The organism is Saltatorellus ferox (genome assembly GCA_007751475.1).
Taxonomy (GTDB): domain Bacteria; phylum Planctomycetota; class UBA1135; order UBA1135.
This window is the reverse complement of record CP036434.1, coordinates 2,083,679-2,102,607: the sequence shown is the minus strand read 5'-3', so window position 1 is coordinate 2,102,607 and position 18,929 is coordinate 2,083,679. Positions and strand designations below refer to the sequence as shown.

Annotated in this window: 7 protein-coding genes; 1 reads left to right on the top strand and 6 read right to left on the bottom strand. The window is 68.9% G+C overall.

Features of this window, described 5'->3' with window-relative positions; all coding sequences use genetic code 11:
• Positions 1–31: 31 nt before the first annotated feature.
• The 4 genes from Poly30_RS07540 to Poly30_RS07525 all read right to left on the bottom strand — a co-directional run bounded on the left by Poly30_RS07540 (position 32) and on the right by Poly30_RS07525 (position 8,143).
• Positions 32–1,624, bottom strand: coding sequence for an MFS transporter (locus tag Poly30_RS07540; protein WP_419191087.1), 1,593 nt, complete (start codon positions 1,622–1,624; stop codon positions 32–34).
• A gap of 122 nt (positions 1,625–1,746) precedes the next feature.
• Complete coding sequence (locus tag Poly30_RS07535; protein ID WP_145195875.1) at positions 1,747–2,586, bottom strand: sugar phosphate isomerase/epimerase family protein; 840 nt, start codon at positions 2,584–2,586, stop codon at positions 1,747–1,749.
• Positions 2,587–2,593: 7 nt separating this feature from the next.
• Positions 2,594–3,718 (bottom strand): Gfo/Idh/MocA family protein, encoded by a 1,125-nt coding sequence (locus Poly30_RS07530; protein ID WP_145195873.1) that lies wholly within the window; start codon positions 3,716–3,718, stop codon positions 2,594–2,596.
• A 39-nt stretch (positions 3,719–3,757) separates the two neighbouring features.
• The gene (locus Poly30_RS07525; protein ID WP_145195871.1) at positions 3,758–8,143 is read right to left on the bottom strand and encodes a PVC-type heme-binding CxxCH protein; all 4,386 of its coding nucleotides are present in this window, start codon (positions 8,141–8,143) and stop codon (positions 3,758–3,760) included.
• Positions 8,144–8,275: 132 nt separating this feature from the next.
• On the opposite strand from Poly30_RS07525, the gene Poly30_RS07520 reads away from it, so the two are divergent.
• Positions 8,276–9,451: an AraC family transcriptional regulator gene (locus Poly30_RS07520; protein ID WP_145195869.1), complete on the top strand. Its 1,176-nt coding sequence runs from the start codon at positions 8,276–8,278 to the stop codon at positions 9,449–9,451.
• 3 nt (positions 9,452–9,454) lie between these two features.
• On the opposite strand, the gene Poly30_RS07515 is transcribed toward Poly30_RS07520, so the two are convergent.
• The gene (locus tag Poly30_RS07515) at positions 9,455–16,297 is read right to left on the bottom strand and encodes a hypothetical protein (RefSeq protein WP_145195866.1); all 6,843 of its coding nucleotides are present in this window, start codon (positions 16,295–16,297) and stop codon (positions 9,455–9,457) included.
• Positions 16,294–18,924: a VWA domain-containing protein gene (locus Poly30_RS07510; protein WP_145195864.1), complete on the bottom strand. Its 2,631-nt coding sequence runs from the start codon at positions 18,922–18,924 to the stop codon at positions 16,294–16,296. Before Poly30_RS07510 ends, Poly30_RS07515 begins: the two co-directional genes overlap by 4 nt.
• Positions 18,925–18,929: the final 5 nt, after the last annotated feature.

Below are 18,929 nucleotides of genomic sequence, written 5' to 3'. Positions count from 1 at the left end.
AAGAGGAGGTCGGGGCCGGGGACGCGAGGGATCAGTGCTCGCTCAGCTCGACGGGCTTGTAGCCGCCGCGCGAGCGGAAGTAGAGAGCGATCACGCCGAAGATGATGAAGAGGAGCGCCGGGAAGCGAACGGCGTAGCGCAGGACGTCGCGGCCCGCTTTGCGCTGCGCGGTGCCCTGGGGGCTGGCTTCGTGATACACGGCGGTCGTCGCGGCCTGATCCGCGGAGGGAAGGCTGGCGATGAACGCGCCGGCCTTCTGCGGATCGATCTTCTCGTGCTCCATCCACATGAAGTTCCCTTCCCCCGTGGCTGCGGCTTCGAGCGCAGGCGCTTCGCTCGCGACGGTGCGGTGGATCGAGCGGTCGAACGCGGCTCCGAGAAGCGGCGTGCCGACGATGCCTGCGGACAGCAGACCGATGGCCGAGACGGTGTTCAGCGTCAGCGCTCCACCCTGGGGGTAGCGCTCCGACGTGAAGCCGAGCACGCAAGGCCAGAAGTACGTCTGCCCCAGCGCGTAGAGAACGAAGGCGCCGAAGACGGCGATGCCCGCGGCCGAGGAGAGCCAGAAGAGGCCGACCGCCGAGAAGATGCCGCTGAGACAGAGCAGGCCCGGAGGGCTGAAGAACTTGAGGATGCCGCCCGCGAACACGCGCAGCACCAGCATGATCGAAGCCGAGAACACGAGCGCCATGGCCGGATTGATGTCCTGGCCCTCGAGAACGGGCGTCATGAGCCCCTTGATCCAGCCGTCGGTTCCGAGCTCGGCCGTGGCGACCGGGATCATGAGCAAGCACATGAGGAAGAACAGCGGACGGCCGAAGCTCTTCACCGCGAAGCCGAACACGGCGCCGACGAACGCACCGATACCGAGGCTGATCTCGAACCAGCGCTCCGGTCGAACGGCGTCGGTGAGCTGGTAGACCTGGTTGCCGATCTCGTAGATCATCAGGCCCGACGCGAGGAACGCCGTCAGGAACCCGACCTGGCGCAGCATCTCGATGTACGGCACGCCCGCCTGGACGCGCTCATCGATCGGGAACTTGCAGGGCAGGTACATGAACACGTACGGCACGGCGGGCACGAGGATCCAGAGCGCGTGCGCGCGCCAGGTCATCCCGCCTTCGATGAACGCGTCACCGCCGATGATCAGCAGCGTGCCGAGGACGAGGCCCGCAGGCCACGACGCGTGCAGGATGGTCAGCCACTTCGTCTTCTCCTTGGGGTAGACGGCCGCGCAGACGGGATTGATCACCGCCTCGACGATGCCGTGCCCGAGCCCGGCCGCCAGCGCGGACAGATAGAGCGGCAGGTAGCTCTGGGACAGGAAGGTCCCGATACCGGAACCGACCTGGAGCACGAAGGCGATCATCATCGGCAGCTTGTAGCCGGTCCTGTCGATGACGAGGCTGAAGCCGATCATCGTGAGCGCGATCGGCCAGAGCGACGCGCCGAACACCTCCCCCACCTGCTGATTGGTCAGGCTCAACTCGGCGCCGTACTCGCCGCCCATCGCGACGCGGAAGGCGAAGCCGACGCCGGCTGCGGTCAGGGACAGGAAGCTCGCCCAGAAGAGAAGCTTCTTCTCTCCGGGGGTCAGATCGCTCGCGCTGATGTTCTTGGACACGTGGGGGGATCTCCGAAAAAGGGGCGCGGGTTCGTGGGGGGACGGAACTCCGCGTGGAATGGAGGTGTGCGCGGGCGTTCGGGAAACCGAACCACGCGCGCTGCGAGGAAGAGCCTACCGCATCACGGCCGTCCGACCAGCCTGGCTCCTGCGCGGAGCACGTCTTCCGGTCCATCGTCGAGAGACCGCCAGATGCGCAGTGCGCTGCCGAAGGCCGGATCCTGACGGGAGAAGGCCTCGATCACGAGCCAGCCTTCGTAGCCGATACGATCGAGCGCCGCGAGAGCGGCAGGGAAATCGATCTGCCCGCGGCCAGGCGTGCCCCGGTGATTCTCCGATAGCTGCACGTGCCCTAGCGCCTGGCCCATGCTCTCGATGGCGGCCGGAAGGTCGTCCTCCTCGATATGCGCATGGTGCGTATCCAGCAATCCGAGGACTTTCGGGTGATCGATCGCGCGTACCAGGTCGCTGCAGTCCGCCGCGGTGTTCAAAAAGTAGCACTCGAAGCGATTGAGCGGCTCGAGCGCGAGCGTGACGCCAGCGGCGGCCGCAAGGCCCCCGGCTTCGTGCAGCACCTCGGCGCACCACCTTTGCTCGTCGCCGGTCGGCGGCAGCTCCGTGAACGGCCCATAGGCTGAATGCAGGGGTCCCGCGAGCACGTCCGCCCCCAGCACGGCAGCCTTCTCGCAAAGCCGCCCGATATGCTCGACCGCTGCGCGCCGCACCGCCGGATCCGGATCCACGGGGTTCGCCCCCTCGATCGCGAACCCGACCGCCGTCGCCGTCAGGCCCTCGGCGTCGAGGACACGCCGCATCGAGCTGAGTTCCTCGTCCGTCGCGTCCACCACGGGGAGCTCGGCACCGTCATAACCGTGGTGCGCGAGGCGCCCGAGCCAGGGCAGATGCCCGGCGAGCACGCGGGGCGTGAAGTAGAGGAAGCTGAATCCCAGCCGACGTGTCATGACCGCGCTACTCCGAGAAGGTCCAGTCCGGGAGCTTCATCAGCTCGCCGCCCGCCATGGCCGACTCGTGCGCGAGGATCCCGACGCACGTCCAGTTCGCGCTCTGGCGCGCGTTCGGCCACGGCTCGCGGTCCTCCAGAAGCGCCGTCAGGAACTCATGGACGAGGTGCGGGTGGCTGCCACCGTGGCCGCCACCCTGGGTGAACGAGAGATGCTCGTTCTCGGCCATGTCGTAGACGCCCTTCGTCGTGAAGTCACGGATGCCCTCGGGCAGAAGGTGCGCGAAGTCCGGCACCTCGACGCGCTCGGGGATCTCCTCCTCGGGGCGCTTCGCCGTATGGAGTACGGCTCCTTCCCCTTCGATGAGAGGCCACTCGAAGGCCTTCTTCGAGCCGTAGACGTCGATGCTCTCCCGGTACTGGCGGGCCGTATCGAAGAGGGAGCGAATGATGCGCGCCGAGAGGTCGGTCCCGCGCAGCTTGATATGCGCGGACTCCACCGCAAACGGCGACCCGTAGGCAGCGTGCATCTCCTCGCGGATCGTGCCCGAGCCGAAGCAGGACACCGCCTCGGCGTCCGCGCGCGGCAGCCCGAGCACCGGCCCGACGCAGTGCGTCGCGTAGTGCATCGGCGGCAGCCCCGGCCAGTAGCCAGGCCAGCCATCCATGTCCTGCTGGTGGCTCGCCTGCAGGAACTGCAGCTTCCCGAGCTCGCCCTTCTCGTACAGCTCCTTGAGGTACAGGAACTCGCGGCTGAACACCACGGTCTCCATCATCATGTACTTCTTCCCGCTCCGCTCACAGGCGTCGATGATGCGGCGACAGTCCTCGACGCTCGTGGCCATCGGCACCGTGCACGCCACGTGCTTCCCCGCTTCGAGCGCCGCGATCGCCATCTCGGCGTGATCGGGGATCGGCGTGTTGATGTGGATGAAGTCCACGTCGGGATCCGCCAGCAGGTCAGCGTAGTCCGTGTAGCGCGTCTCGACCCCGAAGGCATCCCCCACCGCGTCGAGCTTGGCCCGGTCGCGCTGGCAGATCGCGTACATGTTCGCGTTCGGGTGCCGCTGGTAGATGGGAATGAACTCGGCACCGAAGCCGAGTCCAACGATGGCTGCGTTGAAAGTCGTCATGGGGAAGGGTCGAAGATGGGGTGGCCGTGGCTGTGGAAATCAGTGCTGGCGGGCGAGGAAGGCGAGCAAATCTGCCATGCCCTGCTCCCCCAGATCAGCCTCCAGACCCGCCGGCATCAGCGAGAGCTTGGAGGGAACGATCGCCGCCACCTCGCTCCTTTCGAGCAGGTGAGACTCGCCGTTCGCGTCCACGAGTTCGATGGAGGTCCGGGTCTCCGAGACGAGGCGACCGGCGACGATCTCGCCGCCCGCCGTTCGCGCGGTCCAGAGCTGGTAGGTGCCCTCGACGCTGCGGTTCGGGTCGAGGATCGCGATCAGAAGCTCCTCAGGGGCGCGCGCGCCGATGCCATCCAGCTCCGGGCCGAGTCGGGCTCCTTCGCCCGCGATCACATGGCACTTCGCGCAGTGCTGGCTGAACATCTGGTGGCCGCGCTCCGGATCGCTCGGCATCGTGAGCGTGCCGCGGTACGCCTCGATCACGGCGGCGCGATCGGGATCAGCAGCCGCTCCGCGCGCCGCCGCCACGAGAGCCGCCAGCGCGTCCCCGTCCTCACCGGTGGCCGCTCGCTCTCCGAGCTGGGACCACTGGACGGCGTCGATGACCGAAGCGGGCAGCGTGCCGTCCGCGATCCGGGCCAGGAGCGCACGACTCCAGGAATCGCGCCGCAGGAGCGTCGCACTGGCCGCGCGCTGGGCCTGGGGCCCGAGCCTCGGCCAGGCCGCCAGAATGACCTCGGCCACCCCTTCGCTCGAACTCGCGCCCAGCGCGCGCACGAGGCCGGCGGCCAGGTCTGGCTCGGAGTTCGGCTCCAGCGGCGCGAGGACACCGGCCAGCGTCGCGCGATCGGCGTCCCTGCCGGCCAGCGAGACGAGTCGCTCGGCGGCGGCGATCCGCGCCGCCGTGGCCTCGTCGCCGCTGGCGACCCTCGCGGCAAGCCCGCGGGTGAGCTCCGCGATGTCCACCGCGCCACCGAGGTCCACGTTCCAGCGCCCGAGCAGCTCGACGAGCTGCGCGCTCGTGTCGGCGTCCAGCGAGCGGGCGAGCGCCGACAACGTGGCACGGTCCGCCTCGTCGAGACCGGGAACGACGCTCGCCGGCCAACCGCTGGCGAGGCCTTCGAGCAAGCGCCCCGCCAGCGCGGGCGGAGCGTCGCCGAGCCTCGCAAGCGTCGAGACGATGCTCTCCGACGGACCCCGCGCGGCGTAGGCTCGCATCACGCGCGGCAGCGCGCGCCCGACGGCGCCGCCGAGCAGGTCGCCCGCGATGCGCTCCACCACCACGTCGTCGTAGTACGCGACGCCGCGGCTCCAGCCCCAGCCGCCCAGCAGGCAGTTGATCGAGACCTGATTCCGCCCGGAAGCATTGAACTCCACCGAGACCTGGCGCCAGTCCTCCGTGCCCTCCAGCCCTTCCGTTCGGACCGGCTCGGGCGACTGCAGCTCGTGCACGTTGAGCAGCGCACCGCGGCCGGTGGCCCGGTCGAAGCCCTCGGTCTTGATCCAGGCCGAAAGACGGTACGTGGCCGTCGGCTCCAGCTTGATCTCGGTGAAGGCGCTGGAGTCAGCACCCGTCTCCGAGGAAATGCGCAGGGAGCGCTCTCCGCTGTGGGCCACGCCGCTCACGATGGCCTGGCTTGCCTCACCGCCGTAGGTGCGCACGGACCAGTGATCCGCGCCGAGCCCACGATCGCTCCCGGTTTCGAACGAGCCGTTCCTGACGAGGTTGGGTCGCTCCTCGGTCTCGGTGCTCCTGGCGGCCGCCGCCTGGCGGCTGCAGAGGAGCGCTTTCAGGAAGCCCGCGTCGTGGGCCGCCGCCGCGATCGTCGCCGCGTCCCCGAGCCAGCGGTCGTCCGCTTCGTCGGCCGCGACGAGCGCGTCGAACGCAGCGGCACCGGCCTCGTCCGACGTGGGCATCTCCGAGAGGGCGAGAAGCGCCGCGAGCCGAACCTTGGCCTGCGAGTCATTCAGGATGCCCGACGACAGCACGAGGTCGCGCGCCCACTCCGCGCGCGGCAGAAGCTCGAGCGCGGCTCGGCGCACGGACCAGGCCGGATGCCGGAGGGACCGGACCAGCGCGTCCTCGGCCTCGGCGATCTCGTCCTCGCCGAGGTCCTTGGCCGTGCCGTCGAAAGCGCCGAGGCCGGCCAGCGACCAGAGCGAATGGAGAGCCGCCGGATCGCTGCCGATCCCGTCGACGTTCGGCACGGCCAGCCACGCCGTGAGCTGGTCGAAGACGTCGAGTTCACCGCGCTCGACCAGCAGACGCTGTGCGTGCTGCCGGGTCGCAAAGTTCTCGTCGCCGAAGAGCTGAACGAGATCCTCGGGCGAGGCCTTCGAGAGATCGGACGCCGCCGGCACGTCGGCGCCGATCGGCACCAGTCGCCAGATCCGCCCGTGCTTCTTGTCGCGCAGGTCCGAGACGTAGGCGTTGCCCTTGCCGGTCTCGAAGCCCGGCGGCGTCGGGTTGTGCTGGACGATGTAGTTGTACCAGTCGATGACCCAGACGGCGCCGTCCGGGCCGACCTCCGAGAACGTCGGAGCCGTCCACTCGTCGTCGCTGGCCAGGAGGTTCCAGCCGTCGCGCGCGACGTAGTCGGACCCCGCGTGCTCCAGCTCGAACTGGCCGATCGTGTGGCCGGTCGGCGAGTTCACGAACGCGATGCGGTTCCAGTAGCGACGCGGGAAGAGCCGCGCGGTGTAGAGCGAATGTCCCGCCGCCGCCGTGTACTTCCCGTGGAAGTCGACCTGGCGAACGCGATCCGTCACAGGATGCAGTTCCATGCGCTCCGCGATCGTCTGCAGCGCGCCGGGGCTGAGGCCGGGAACGCGCTCGTAGTAGCGCGCCGGGACCGCGGCGTGAACGCTCGGGTTGCCGTTCGCCGTGGACGCGAAGAGGCTCGCCTCCTCGGAGAAGCCGAGGCCCCAGGTATTGTTGGTCGTCGAGGCGATCACTTCCAGCGCCGACCCATCGGGTTCGAACGCGAAGATCGCCTGGGAGAACTGGTGCGTCTCGTCGCCGACCTTCCCTCGGAATCCGCTGTACCCGACCGTGCCCCAGATCCGGTTGTCGGGCCCGAGGCGCAGGTTCGACGGGCCGGCGTGCGTGTCGCCGGTCCCCCAGCCGCGAAACAGCACCGTCCGCTCGTCGGCCACGTCGTCGCCGTCCGTATCGCGCAAGAACAGCGTGTCGGGGGCCTGCGTCACGACGACGCCGCCGCGCGCGAACGTGAGCGAGGTCGGGATCGAGAGGCCCTCGGCGAAGACGGTCCGGCGATCGGCGGTGCCGTCGCCGTCGGTGTCCTCCAGGATCGAGATGCGGTCGAGGCCGCCCTCGTCCTTGCGCTCGTTCGGGTAGTCGATCGTCTCCAGCACCCAGGCGCGGCCGCGCTCGTCGAACGCCATGTGGATGGGCTTGCCCTGCAGCATCGGTTCGGACGCGAAGAGTCGCGCTTCGAGGCCCGGCGCGACGGCGAGGTGCTGCATCGAATCGGCGGGCGACAGCGGCGCCTGCATCTCCTTGCGCGCGCTCGTGCGCTGTCCGGGGACGTAGTCGGGCACGCCGGTCTCGGTCGGGATGAACTCGAGCGGCGGCCGCGCGACGACGGCGTCGAGCGGCCCCTTGCCAGCGGCCCACCGCGTGCCGCGGGCGACGAGGTCGATGAAGCCGGGCTGGTTCCAGGTCCGAAGATCGTGACCCCATGCCGTGTAGAAAACGCGGCCCTGGCCCTCTTCGCGGATCCAGGTCCACGGCTCATCGCCCGCGCCGCCCGGCTCGTCGGCCGCGCGCTCGCGCACCGCGAGGATCGTGCGGTCGTCGCCGTGGCGCGTGTGGACGTAGGTCTCGTCCCAGCTCGTGAAGCCTTCGTATCCCTGCATCACCGCGTGCTCGGGCGCGACGGTGCGCGTGGTGAACGTACCCCTCCCATGGCTGGAGAACTGTCCACCCACGAGCTCGACGTAGGCGGGGGAGTTCAGGAAGCAGTACGAAGCGCAGTGCAGCGCGACGAGTCCGCCGCCGTCCCGAACGAACTCGAGGAGCGCGGCTTCTTGCTCCTTCTCGATCACCGTCGTGTTCGCGTAGATGAGGACCACGTCGAACCGACCAAGGTTCGCAGGCTCCAGCGCCCTCACGTCCTCGGTGTACTCGATCTGGATGTCGCGCTGGAAGAGCGGCACGTTCGCGGCGGCCGCGCGCTCGCGCGGGACGTGGTGCCCGTCGTCGCCGAGGAACAGCACTTGCACTCGATCGTGAACGGACGCGGGCTGCTGCCCGGCGACTGGCCACGTCAGCGACATCGGAAGCGGCATCGCGTCCGTTGCCACGAGGCCGACGGCTCCGAGGACGCCGACCAGAGGAGCCAGGAGAGTGCGGAGAACGGGACGGCGGCCGTTCGGCCCCCCTGGGGTTCTGATGGATCGGTTCACGGTGACGAGGCTAAATGGACCTCCCCCAACGCGCCAGGAGTTCGCGCTGCGCCGATCGGAGATTTTGCGCTAACCTGAACCGCCCCCTGGCGCCGTGGACGGGATGACCCGATTCTGAGCCTGAGAATTCCGATGGCCGAGTCCCCCGAGTCCCAGATCCCCCCCAGGCGCCCCCGCGTCGCTCTTCTCGTGGAGAGCAGCAACGCCTACGGCCGCGGCCTGCTCCGCGGTATGGCGTCGTACGTCCGCGCCCACGGGAGCTGGTCGATCCAGCTTCCCGAGATGGGCCGCGGCGGCCCGGTCCCCGACTGGCTGGCGGACTGGGAGGGCGACGGGATCATCGCGCGGATCGAGCACGAGGAGATCGCCGAGGCGGTGCGAGCCAAGAACGTTCCGACGATCGACCTCTCGGCCGGCAGGCTCCTCCCCGAGCTGCCCTGGATCGAGGTCGACGAGGCCGCGGTGGCGAAGGTCGCGGTCGATCACCTGTGTGGTCGCGGGCTCGAGCACCTGGCGTTCTGCGGCGATCAACGCTTCCGATGGTCGGTGCTCCGCGGCAACGCCTTCGAGGCGGAGGCGTCGAAGCGCGCGCGGTCCCTGGCGCTCTTCCACGCGCCGCCGGTCGACGACCGCGTCACCGCGCTGGCGGAGTGGCTGTCGAAGCTTCCCCGGCCACTCGGCGTCTTCGCGTGCTTCGATCGCGTGGGCCGCGAACTCCTCGACGCCTGTCGCATGGCCGGCCTGCTCGTGCCCGAGGAAGTGGCCGTGCTCGGCACCGACGACGACGAGCTAGTCTGCGACCTTTCGGACCCGCCGCTCTCGAGCATCACGCTCAACCCCCACGGCACCGGGTTCCTGGCGGCCGAGCTCCTCGGCCGCCAGATGGCGGGAGAGTCGGTCTCGACGGAAGGCCACTTCATCCCGCCGCTCGGCCTCGTGCAACGTCGCTCCACCGACGTGCTCGCGATCGAGGATCCCGTCCTGGCCCGCGCGCTCCACTTCATCCACCACCACGCCTGCGACGGCATCCGCGTCGAAGACGTCCTGCGCGCCGCGTCCGTGTCCCGAAGAGTGCTGGAGTCGCGCTTCAAGGAGCGCCTCGACCGTAGCCCCCACCAGGAGATCCTGCGCGCCCGGATCGAACGCATCCGGGCGCTGCTCCTGGAGACCGACCTGACGATCGCCGAGATCGCCCGACGCACGAGCTTCCAGCACGTCGAGTACATGACCGTCGCGTTCAAGCGAGCCCTCGGCTGCACGCCGACGGCCTATCGCCAGCGTGCGGGCGACGGGAAGGGCCGCGGGTGAGCGCTACCTGGCTTCTTTCGCGGCCGCGAGCGCTTCCTCGGCGGCCTTCGCTGCGGCGCGCTTCTCTTCCCAGCTCTGAACGGCCGCGTCGTCCCCGAGGGCGGCGTGCGCTTCGATCGCGAGCGCGATCACGCGCTCGTCGCGATTCGTCTCCAAGACCTTCGCCGCCATCTCCAGCATCGCTCCTGGCCCCTCCTTGGCGAGAACCACCTGAAGCACGTCGGCGACGCGCTCCGGGTGAAGCCGGCCGTCCTTGACCAGGTCCTGCCCCAGGGCGAACGCCGCCGTCTCCTCTCCGGTCGCGCGCAGGGCATCGATCACCCAGAGGGTATCCGACGGACTCAGATCACCGAGGTTGGCGAGCTTCCTGGCCACCTCCACCGCGTCTGCTTCCTGGCCGATTTCCTGGAGGCGGAGCGCGAGGAGCGCCAGCGGCTTGACCGCCTGGGCCGACTCGATTCTGGATCCCTCGAGCCACGTCATGAGGGCCGTGCGCAATTCGCCGAACCACGCGGCGGGATCCTGGAGACCTTCACCCGCCACGGGCAGCAGCTTGCGCAGGTCGTCCACGGAAAGTCCCTCCGGCACGAGCGGATCCTCCCGGTACCACCGTTCGGTCGGCTGGTTCACGCTCTCGGGGTCGAGCTTGGCCATCCCGACCTCGAGGGCTCGAATCGCCTGGTCGATCTCGCCTGCGTACAGGAACAGCGGTGCCGCCCGGCGCGCCACGTTGCGACGCAGACCGGTCGAAAGGTCGATCGCGGCCTCCGCCGTGGTCCGCGCACGTTCCAGCGCAGCCTTCGGATCGAGGATCTCGGACCACGTGGAGAGGACCAGCAGGTCGTAGCTCTTCCGCGCCCATGGACTGGTGCCCTCGGCGGGCCGCGACGCATCGAGCACCATCTCGATCAAGGCGATCTGATCGTCGCCCTCCAGATGGTCCCGCGCTTCCTTGACCAGCTCGCGATCGCTGACCGTCGTGACGACGTCGAGTTCTTCGCCGCTGGAGTATCCGGCGTAGTTCCCGAGCAGCAGCGCGCACCAGCGGTATAGCGCACGCGCGCGATCCCCCTGGCCCGAAAGCGCGAAGACCCGCGCCAGCCGGCGGATCTGGGACGCATCCCGGGGCGGCAGCGTCTGGACGAGATCGCCCAGTGCACGCGCCGCAGCGCCCTTGGCCTGCTCCGGATTCCGGTCCAGGAGACTCAGGAGTCGGATCTGATCCGCGCGCCCCATGGTGCCAGCCTCGGCGCGCGCGAGAAGCTCCTTCAACACGGTCTCCTCTCCCCTCTGCTCGATCCCATGGCGCAGGAGGCCTTCGAGCACGCTCTGGAGTCGATCGAGTTCGGTGGCCTGCACCGTCCGCAAGAATCGCTCTTGTTCACGCACGAGAGCCTCGGAGGTGGCCAGGAGATCGTAGGCGTCGGGCGGGTCCGGCCGGGGCTCCGGCTCCCGGGGCTCGAACGAGAGGAGACCGCCCTTCTCCGCCTTCTCCGCGGCCGACGGATCCCCCTCCTCCCCATTCTTCTCGTCCTCACGGGGCAGCGTCAGGTTCGCGAGCGGAATGCGGCGATAGGCGCTGAAATAGCGGGGAGCCTGCGGCTGCCCCACCGGAAACTGGCGCCAGAGACGGCGCAAGACGAGAGCCGCTTCTTCCTCGTTCCCTGCGTCCAGAGACTCGCGCACGTCCGCGAACGAGCTGGGCAGACCCTTTTTCTTCTTGTCCAGATCGTCCGCCGAGTACAGCACGCCGTTGATCGAAACGGACACGCCCGCGGGCAGGATCAGACCGGCTGGCATCCCGGGGAGACCGCCGTCCTCCTCGTCGTCGCCGCCGAGCTTCTTCTGCGCGGCGAGCGCACGCTCCGGCGCGTGAAGCGTCGTCCACTCCGAAACGAGTCGGCGCAGGTGACGCTTCTTGGCAGCGTCTCCTGTGGTGTGCTCAGCGATCCGCTCCAGCGTTTCCGCTGCGTCCGCGCGGGCGCCGACACCGGACTGGAGCTGTCGAAGCTCGTTCAAGAGATCGAGGTCCTCGGGTTCATCGACCAGAGCGATACGGATCAAATCGATCGCCTCCTCCTCCCGACCGGCCTTGGCGAGCAGCTGAGCCCGTGCCTTGGTCAACGCGGGCGCCTGACCGTCTTCCTTCTCGATCTCGGTGAGCGTCGCGAGGAGCGTGCTGGCGCCGAGTTCTCCGCCGACGTCTTCCAGCACTTCCTCGAGCGAGCGACGCGCTGAGACGAGTGACCACTCGTCGTCCCCCGCTCGAATCAATTCGCTCCAGACGCGAGCGGCCTCGGCAAGCGCCGCCTCGTCGGCGGCGAACGCCTCCCCCATACGCATGGCACGATGCGCGACGGCGATGGCGTCGGCGGTCTTCAGGCCAGGCTTCACCTTCTTCACGGTGGCCGCCATCGCTTCGATCGTAGCGTGGCTATGCCGGACCTCGATCAGCTGGTTCACCGAGTACTCGATGTAGTCGTCCGCTTCCTCCAGCGCCGCAGGGAACGACTCCACGATGAAGTCTCCGAGTTCCGGCGCGACGTCGGACTCCGATTCGGTGACCAGGTCGAGCAGGAAGCTCGCGCGGTTCGCCGATTCCAGCTTGGGCCAGACGCTTCGAATCGCGCCCACGCGGTCCTCGGGCGGGAGCAGCGCGAGCACGGGACCGAGACCCCACGCGTACCGATCGCCGAAGCCGTCGAGCAGGGTACGGACGCTCTCGGTCTCGACGACGCTCTCCCCGAAGCGCTTCGCGAGTCCCGGGAGGATGGTGACGTAGCGCGCGTTCTTCTCGGTGTCGTCCAGGACGAGTCCGACGAAGTAGCGCGCAAGAGCGAGACCGGTCTCGTCGTCGAGGATCCCGAGGATGCCCTCGATCTTGTTCTCGACCATGTACTGCGACGTCCCTTCCGACACGTCGAATCGCAGCCAGTCGCGCGCGATCCGGAGGATCAGCTCATCGTCGCCCGTGGCGCGCGCCGCAGTGAGAAGGACGCTGACCCGTCCGCTGCTCTCCGAGGTCAGGCCCGCGAGATCCACGCGACGAAGAACCGAGCGCAGCGCATCGAGATCACCGGCGGCTTCCAGCGGCAACACGAGGCCGACGGCCTCGTCGAGCGGAACGGATCCGGTGGCGGCCGGGGCCTCGGCGACCGTTCGAGCACCCGCTGCGTTCTCTCCGTCACCGACTTTCGCGGCGACCTCGGAAAGGCCCAGTCGGCTCAGCCAGAGAACGCGCTCCTCCGTGCTCTCGACGCCATCCTCGATGAGCCTCCGAGCTGACTCGGTCCGCCCCCATCGCACGCGCGACTCCACGGCGGCTTCCAGGAGCGCTTCGTCCTCCGGAAAGGCCGCCAGAAGCGTCCGGTCGAGGACCTCGACCTGATCGATCCATCCACTGGCGAAGCCAGCGCGGCGAACGATCTCCACCCGCGCCAGAATCCGCGGATGATCCAGGACCGTCGGCGTCGCCGCCTCGTTCTGCCCGTCCGAGTCATCGACCGGCTCGTCCGTCACAGTGCTTCGCTCCGCCGCTTTCGCCGCCTCGCGCGCCGCGGCCGCGAGCGGCAGCTCGGTCCGAATGAGCGCGCGCTGATCCTCCAGGAAGGTGCGGATCGCCGTCTCGTCCGCCAGCGTGCTCAAGACGCCGACGAGCACTCGATCCTTGTACTGGTCGAACTCATCGATGTTCTTGGGCGCCCAGCGATTCTCGTCCTCGTCCTCTTTCTCGGCGCGCTCGAAGAGCGGCTTGCGGCGCAGGAGAATGTCGAGCGCCCGCGTGTACAGCTGCAGCCCTGAGGCATCCCGCCCGAGCGCCTCTTCCAGCTCGCCGACCTTCGCCAGCAGCGGCACGTCGCTCGGGCTCGCGCTGAGGACCCGCTGGTACCGTTCCAGCGCCAGATCCACGTAGCCCGCCTTCTCGAAGCGTTCCGCGGACTGCTGCTGGTACAGCTCGCCGTCGGGGAACTCCAGCGTCAGGTCGAACGTGCGCGCCGCCGAGGCCGCGTCATCCGCCTCCAAAAACGCGTCGCCGAGATCGAGGTAAACCTCCGGCGGCACGAGTTCCCCGAGGCCCACAAGGCGCCGCCCGAAGGCGAGCTGGCGCTCGCGGTCCCCGTCCCTTGCGGGAGTCCCGAAGCCGCGCTGCGCCGGCTTGCTGAGGTCCATCAGCTCCCGAAGGATCGAAGCTCGCCGCGGACCGGCCGCCGCAAGGGAGTTTTCCAGCGCCGCCAGCTGGCCCTCCTCGTCGCCCGTCTCCTCGGAGAGGTCGCTGAGTAGCTGGTAGAGGTAGGGCGCGTCCTCGCGCGCAGCGAGCCGCTCCAGCGTGATGCGTCGCGCCCACTGCAGCATCTTCGGCCGCGGCGGTGCATCGACCACCATGTTGAGCAGACCGTCGATCGCGATGGTGAACAGGTCGTCTCGGTCAGCTGTCTCCGCGAGGTACTGGAACATGCCCACCGCGCGATCCGTCTGGCCGACCTCCTTCATCAGGTTGGCCATCAGAAGGTAGGAGTCGATGCGCTCCGGGTGCGCCGCCAGGCCGCGTCGGTACGCCTCGATCGCCTCGTCGCGCATACCGGACAGCGCGAGCACACCCGCCTCGAACTCGGGTGCGCTGTCGTCCGTCGCCCCCTCACCGTCGAGGCCCTTGAGCTTCATCAGCGTGCGCCGCGCCTGGTCCGGCTTGCCGCGCTCCAGCTGGCTCATGGCCAGCTGGCGGAAGTAGTCGGGCCGCCCGTCGGGGTCGAGCTGAATCAGGCGCGCCACCGCTCGCTCGTAGTGATAGAAGTCGTTGCACGAGAGATAGACGCGCGCTTTCTCCGTCAGTGCATCGAGCTCGGTGCCGCCGGTCTGGGCGAGAAACTCATCGACGATCTCGGCGGCAGAAACGGCGTCGCCCACCTTCGTGTAGAGGCGCACGAGCAGACCGCTCTCCCGCTCCGTGGCTTCGCCGGCCGCCAGCGCGCGCTCCAGCTCGACCGCGATATCGGCGAGAACGCCGAGTCTGGCGGCGACCGTCATCATCCGGTCCTCGACGAAGCGCCCGCGCGCGACCGACTTCACACGGTCCCAGAGGTCGCGCCACAGGGCCAGCGCCTCCTCCTCGTCGCCCACCTCGGAGTAGAGCCACGCGAGCCGCATCTCCAGGTCTTCCCCCGCTCGCTCCACACCGCGCGCCTCGCGAACGTTCTCCAGGACGCGAACGGCCTCTTCCAGCTCGCCGAGACGCTCGAAGCAGTCCGAGAGCGGCATCCGCGCGGGCGAACCGGGGTCCGCGAACTCATCCAGTCGCTCCAGCGCGATGCGCGCCTCGACCAGGTCGCCGCGATCGCGGTGCAGGTCGTAGAGGAACAGAAGAGCCGCCTCGCCGTTGCCTGCGCCCATGATCTCGTGCGTCGCGATCGCAGCCTCGGCGGCGTAGATCGCGAGATCATCGAGACCGAGGGATTCAAGGGCCTCCGCGGCTTCGAGCGGGTCCGCGATCAGCTCCTCCTTCGATTCGTAGGAATCGAACCAGTCGCGCCAGACCTGGACCGCCGCCTCCCGATCGCCGCTTTCGAGGAAGTGCCGGGAGAGCCCCTTGCGCCACACGAGCTCCCTCGGCTCGGCGCTGATCCACTCAGCGTAGACCGCGACCATCTCGTCGTCGCGCCCCGCCTCGCGGTACATCTCCAGAAGTCGCCGACGCTCTTCCCGCGAGAACGCTGCGGCCTGATCCCCGAGAGCCAGGTCGATCGCTTCCTGGTACTGACCGGTCTCGCGCAGGAGATCGATCCACGCTTCCCGTGCCTCCTGGGGCAGCTGGTTCTTGCTCTCGTCGAACTTCGCGAGCAGCGCAGCCAGCGTGTCGTCTCCACGGTGCGCCTCGGCGAGCAGCGTCAGCGCATAGCGGATCTCGCGCTTGACGGTCCCGAGTTCCATGGCCCGCCACGCCGCAGACTGCGCTCTGGGCCAGTCCTCGGCGCGAATCGCCCACTCGGCGATACGGAGTTCGCCGTTCGCCGCCGACTTGACGGCGGCCTTGCGCTCCTTGACGCTCAGGTCCTCGTCGACGCTCTTCGACGCTTCGACGACGTATAGATCGGCCGCTTCGGCGGGCCGGCCCAGCAGGGCCAGTACGACGGCCGAGCGGTTGCGGAGTTCCAGCGACTGGCCTTTCCCGCGCGCAAACTCGGCGAGCGCGTCCTTTCGATCCTCGTCGCCGCTCTCCATCGACATCAGCGCCATGCGCAGCTGAACGCGGCTGGAGACGGTGGGGTCCGTGATGCGCGGCACGGTCTCGCCGTAGGCGGCGAGCGCGTCCTTCGCGCGCCCGAGCGCGTCCAGGAGACGTGCCCGTGAAAGGAGCACGTCGAGGTCGGTCTCTTCGTCGCTCTCGCCGTCCCTCTCGCCGTTTCTCTCGCTGGGGAGCATCGCCTCGAACCGCCCGAGAGCCTCCTCGAGATCACCGTGACGCCACGTCATGTGCGCGGCAAGACGCTCCGCGTTCAGCCGCCAGTGAACTTCTTCGGCGTTCTCCGCACGCGCGTCGAGGAACGTGATGAGCGGCTCCAGCTGGCCATGCTTCGCGAGCGTTCGCGCGTAGAGCTCCGCCTCCATCTCCTTCGGGCGATGGGCTTCGATCGGCTGCTGAAGCGTCGACTCCGCGTAGCTGGCCACGGCGGGATCCAGCTCCGAGGTCGGCGACTCCGCGCCATCGGGCGCTCGCTCGGATCCGCCCTGGGATCCGCTCCATGCGACGCTTGCCGCGAAAGGACTCGCGAGGAGCGGCTGCGCGATGAGCGCGAGGACGGCCACGAACAGCGACGCCGAAAGGGCACCATGTCGAAGGGGAGCTTTCACGGGTTGGCCCTCGGCCAGCGGCGGTAAACGATGTCCGCGAGATAGATCAGGAGCGCGAGAAGAGCCAGCCAGGGGCTGAGCTCGCGGAGCTGAACCTGGCGGTCCAGCGCGCTGTCGATGGAGGCCAGCGCCGACGTGGCAGCGGGCTCGCCCGGCGCCACGACGTGGCCACCGCTCCAGCGAACGAGAGAGTCGAGCGCCGCCGCAGAATCCGTCGGCACCTGGAGCTCTGGCAGCCGCACGGAACGCGCGTCGAGGGTGAGGAACGTGGCGGGCCGCTGACGCTGTCCCACCGCTCCGGAACTGGCCGCGACGCGAATCGAATCGTCGGCCCCGTGGAAGACGAGGCGCGCCTCGTAGCGATCGGGCGCGACGCGCTCCCACTCGATCGGATCGGAGTCGAGAAGGTCCGCACGGATCAGCTCTGCCGAGGGACGATCCGCCTCGTTCGAGGTCCGGCGCTCGGCCACGAGGAGCGCGCCTTCTTCCCCGGCAACCAGCTGGAACACGAAGGGCGCGGAGATATCCGAGGCCGTTCGCTCCAGCACCCGACTCAGGAAAGCGCCATAGCCCGACCAGCTGCGCCATGACTCGGTCCCGGGTCCGGTCGGCTCGGTGGTCATCGCGGTCACGCGGCCCAGCCCGTGGCGCCACGAAGCCACCACGGGGTGCCGCTCCTCGGCGGTCTCAAGAACGCTGGCCGCGCCGCCGCGGAGGCGCGTTTCCACGTAGCCATCGAGCGCCGGAACGCCCTCGACGGGATCGAGTTCCCCCCACCACGCCGGCGCGATGGTCGGAGACACGACCGCCGTCTCGCCGGGCCGATACGCCGGCAGCTTGGCGCTCGCGGGCTGCTTCAGCAGAATCTCCGGAAGGCTGAAGCGGTTGGGCACCGAGTAGAACCGGCCCTGTCCCCAGTTGGCGATGTTCACGAGGAACTCCGAGTGCGCGTCCGGCCCGATCAGCACGGTGGAGACCGTCATGCCGTCGTCGGCCATCCTGCGCAGGAGCGGCTCGAACGAACCTGTCTCGACGCCACCGTCGGTCAGGATCAGCACGTGCTTGTACCGCGTGCGCACGTTCTTCAGCCCGTAGTACGCTTCCTCGATCGCGGGCAGGATGACGGTGCCGCCGCCCGCGTCGAGGCGATTCAGCGCGCGCTCGATCTCGATGGAGTTGGACGCGGGCTGGATCGGAACGGCCCAGCGCTTGGCGCCATAGAACTCCACGAGGCCCACCTTGTCGTGGGGCAGGAGCCTGCGGATCGCGAGGCGCGCGACCTCCTTCGCGAGCTGAACGCGGTTGCCGCCCATCGATCCCGAGGTATCGATGATGACGACGAGCGTGGTGCTCGGGTCGCGCTTCTCTTCCTTCTGGACGAACTCGACGGGGAGGATCTCCTCCAGCGGCTGATCGTGATAGCCGCCGGGTCCGAATGCGGCCTCACCGCCGGCCATGAGCAGCCCGACGCCGTCGTCCTGAACCGCACGCACGATCGCCTCCTGCAGACGCGCCGGGAGGGCGGTCGCGGGGCGGTCGTCGACGATGACGAGGTCGGTCGACGCGAGCGCTGATTCCACGCTCGCACCCGGACCTTCCGGACCATCGGAACCGAGGAGATCCGCCGCGTCCTGGATCTCGAATCCGGGGCCGACGAGTTCCGACAGTCGATCGGCGCCACCCGCCATTCGATCTCCGAAGTAGAGCGCGCTGCGTGCGGGCTGCACGGGAAGGGTCGCGCTGAAACGGAGATCGCCCCCATCGCGAGGATCGACGCCCTCCACCACAGCGGCTTCCACCGTCGCCTCGAGGAATCCCGCGCGACTCGGTTCGTAGCTCAGAAGAACGCGGCTCGGCCCGTCCACTCGCACGGCGTCCGCGCGCGCGACCTCGGACCCCTGCACCCTCAGCACCACGTCGATCACCTGTCCGCCGCCTTCCAGCGCCACCTCGATTCGTCCGGTGAGCCCGGCGTGCAGTGCCTCCACGGGTCGAAGCCCGGTCACGCGCAGATCGCCCACGACGGCCGGAAGGCGCACCCAGTCGATGACGATCTGGCTCTCCCTGGCGATGGTCGCCGCCGAAGCCAGCGACTCGCCGCTGGCCAGCGCAGAATCGGTTCCGAGTCCGTCGGAGAGCACCCTGACCCGGTGGGAAGATCGGCCGCCGCCAGCGCGCAGCGCCGCCTCGAGCCCCGCTGCGATCGGCGTCGTCTCGTCGGTTCTTTCCGCAGCCGGAATCACCACGCGATCGAGATCGACCTCGGACAGCAGCACGGGACGAGTCACCTCCGGGCCCGGCTGGATCTCGAGGAGCGTCAGTCGCGGCGCTGGATCGAGCGTCTCCGCCTCCTCCAGCCATGCTTGCACCAGAGCACCCGCGGCCTCGTCAGCGGCAGCAGACACGCTCGCGCTGCGATCCCAGAGGATCGCGAGCGAACGCGTCTCCACGGCGTCGATCCGAACCGGACGTGCCATCGCGAGCGCGACGGCGAGGATGGCCAGCGAACGAAGCGCTGCGTGCGTTCGATCGTAGCGCGATTCCGCGCGAGTGAGTCGACGCTCGCGCAGCCACGGAACCACGGCGAACAAGGCGAACAGGAGACAGGCAGGAGCTTGGAAGTCCATGGCGA

What these genes read in the sequence shown, in the direction of transcription:
- Poly30_RS07535 (WP_145195875.1), bottom strand. Translation starts at nt 2,586, where the DNA reads ATGACACGTCGGCTGGGATTCAGCTTCCTCTACTTCACGCCCCGCGTG.
- Poly30_RS07530 (WP_145195873.1), bottom strand. Translation starts at nt 3,718, where the DNA reads ATGACGACTTTCAACGCAGCCATCGTTGGACTCGGCTTCGGTGCCGAG.
- Poly30_RS07520 (WP_145195869.1), top strand. Translation starts at nt 8,276, where the DNA reads ATGGCCGAGTCCCCCGAGTCCCAGATCCCCCCCAGGCGCCCCCGCGTC.
- Poly30_RS07510 (WP_145195864.1), bottom strand. Translation starts at nt 18,924, where the DNA reads ATGGACTTCCAAGCTCCTGCCTGTCTCCTGTTCGCCTTGTTCGCCGTG.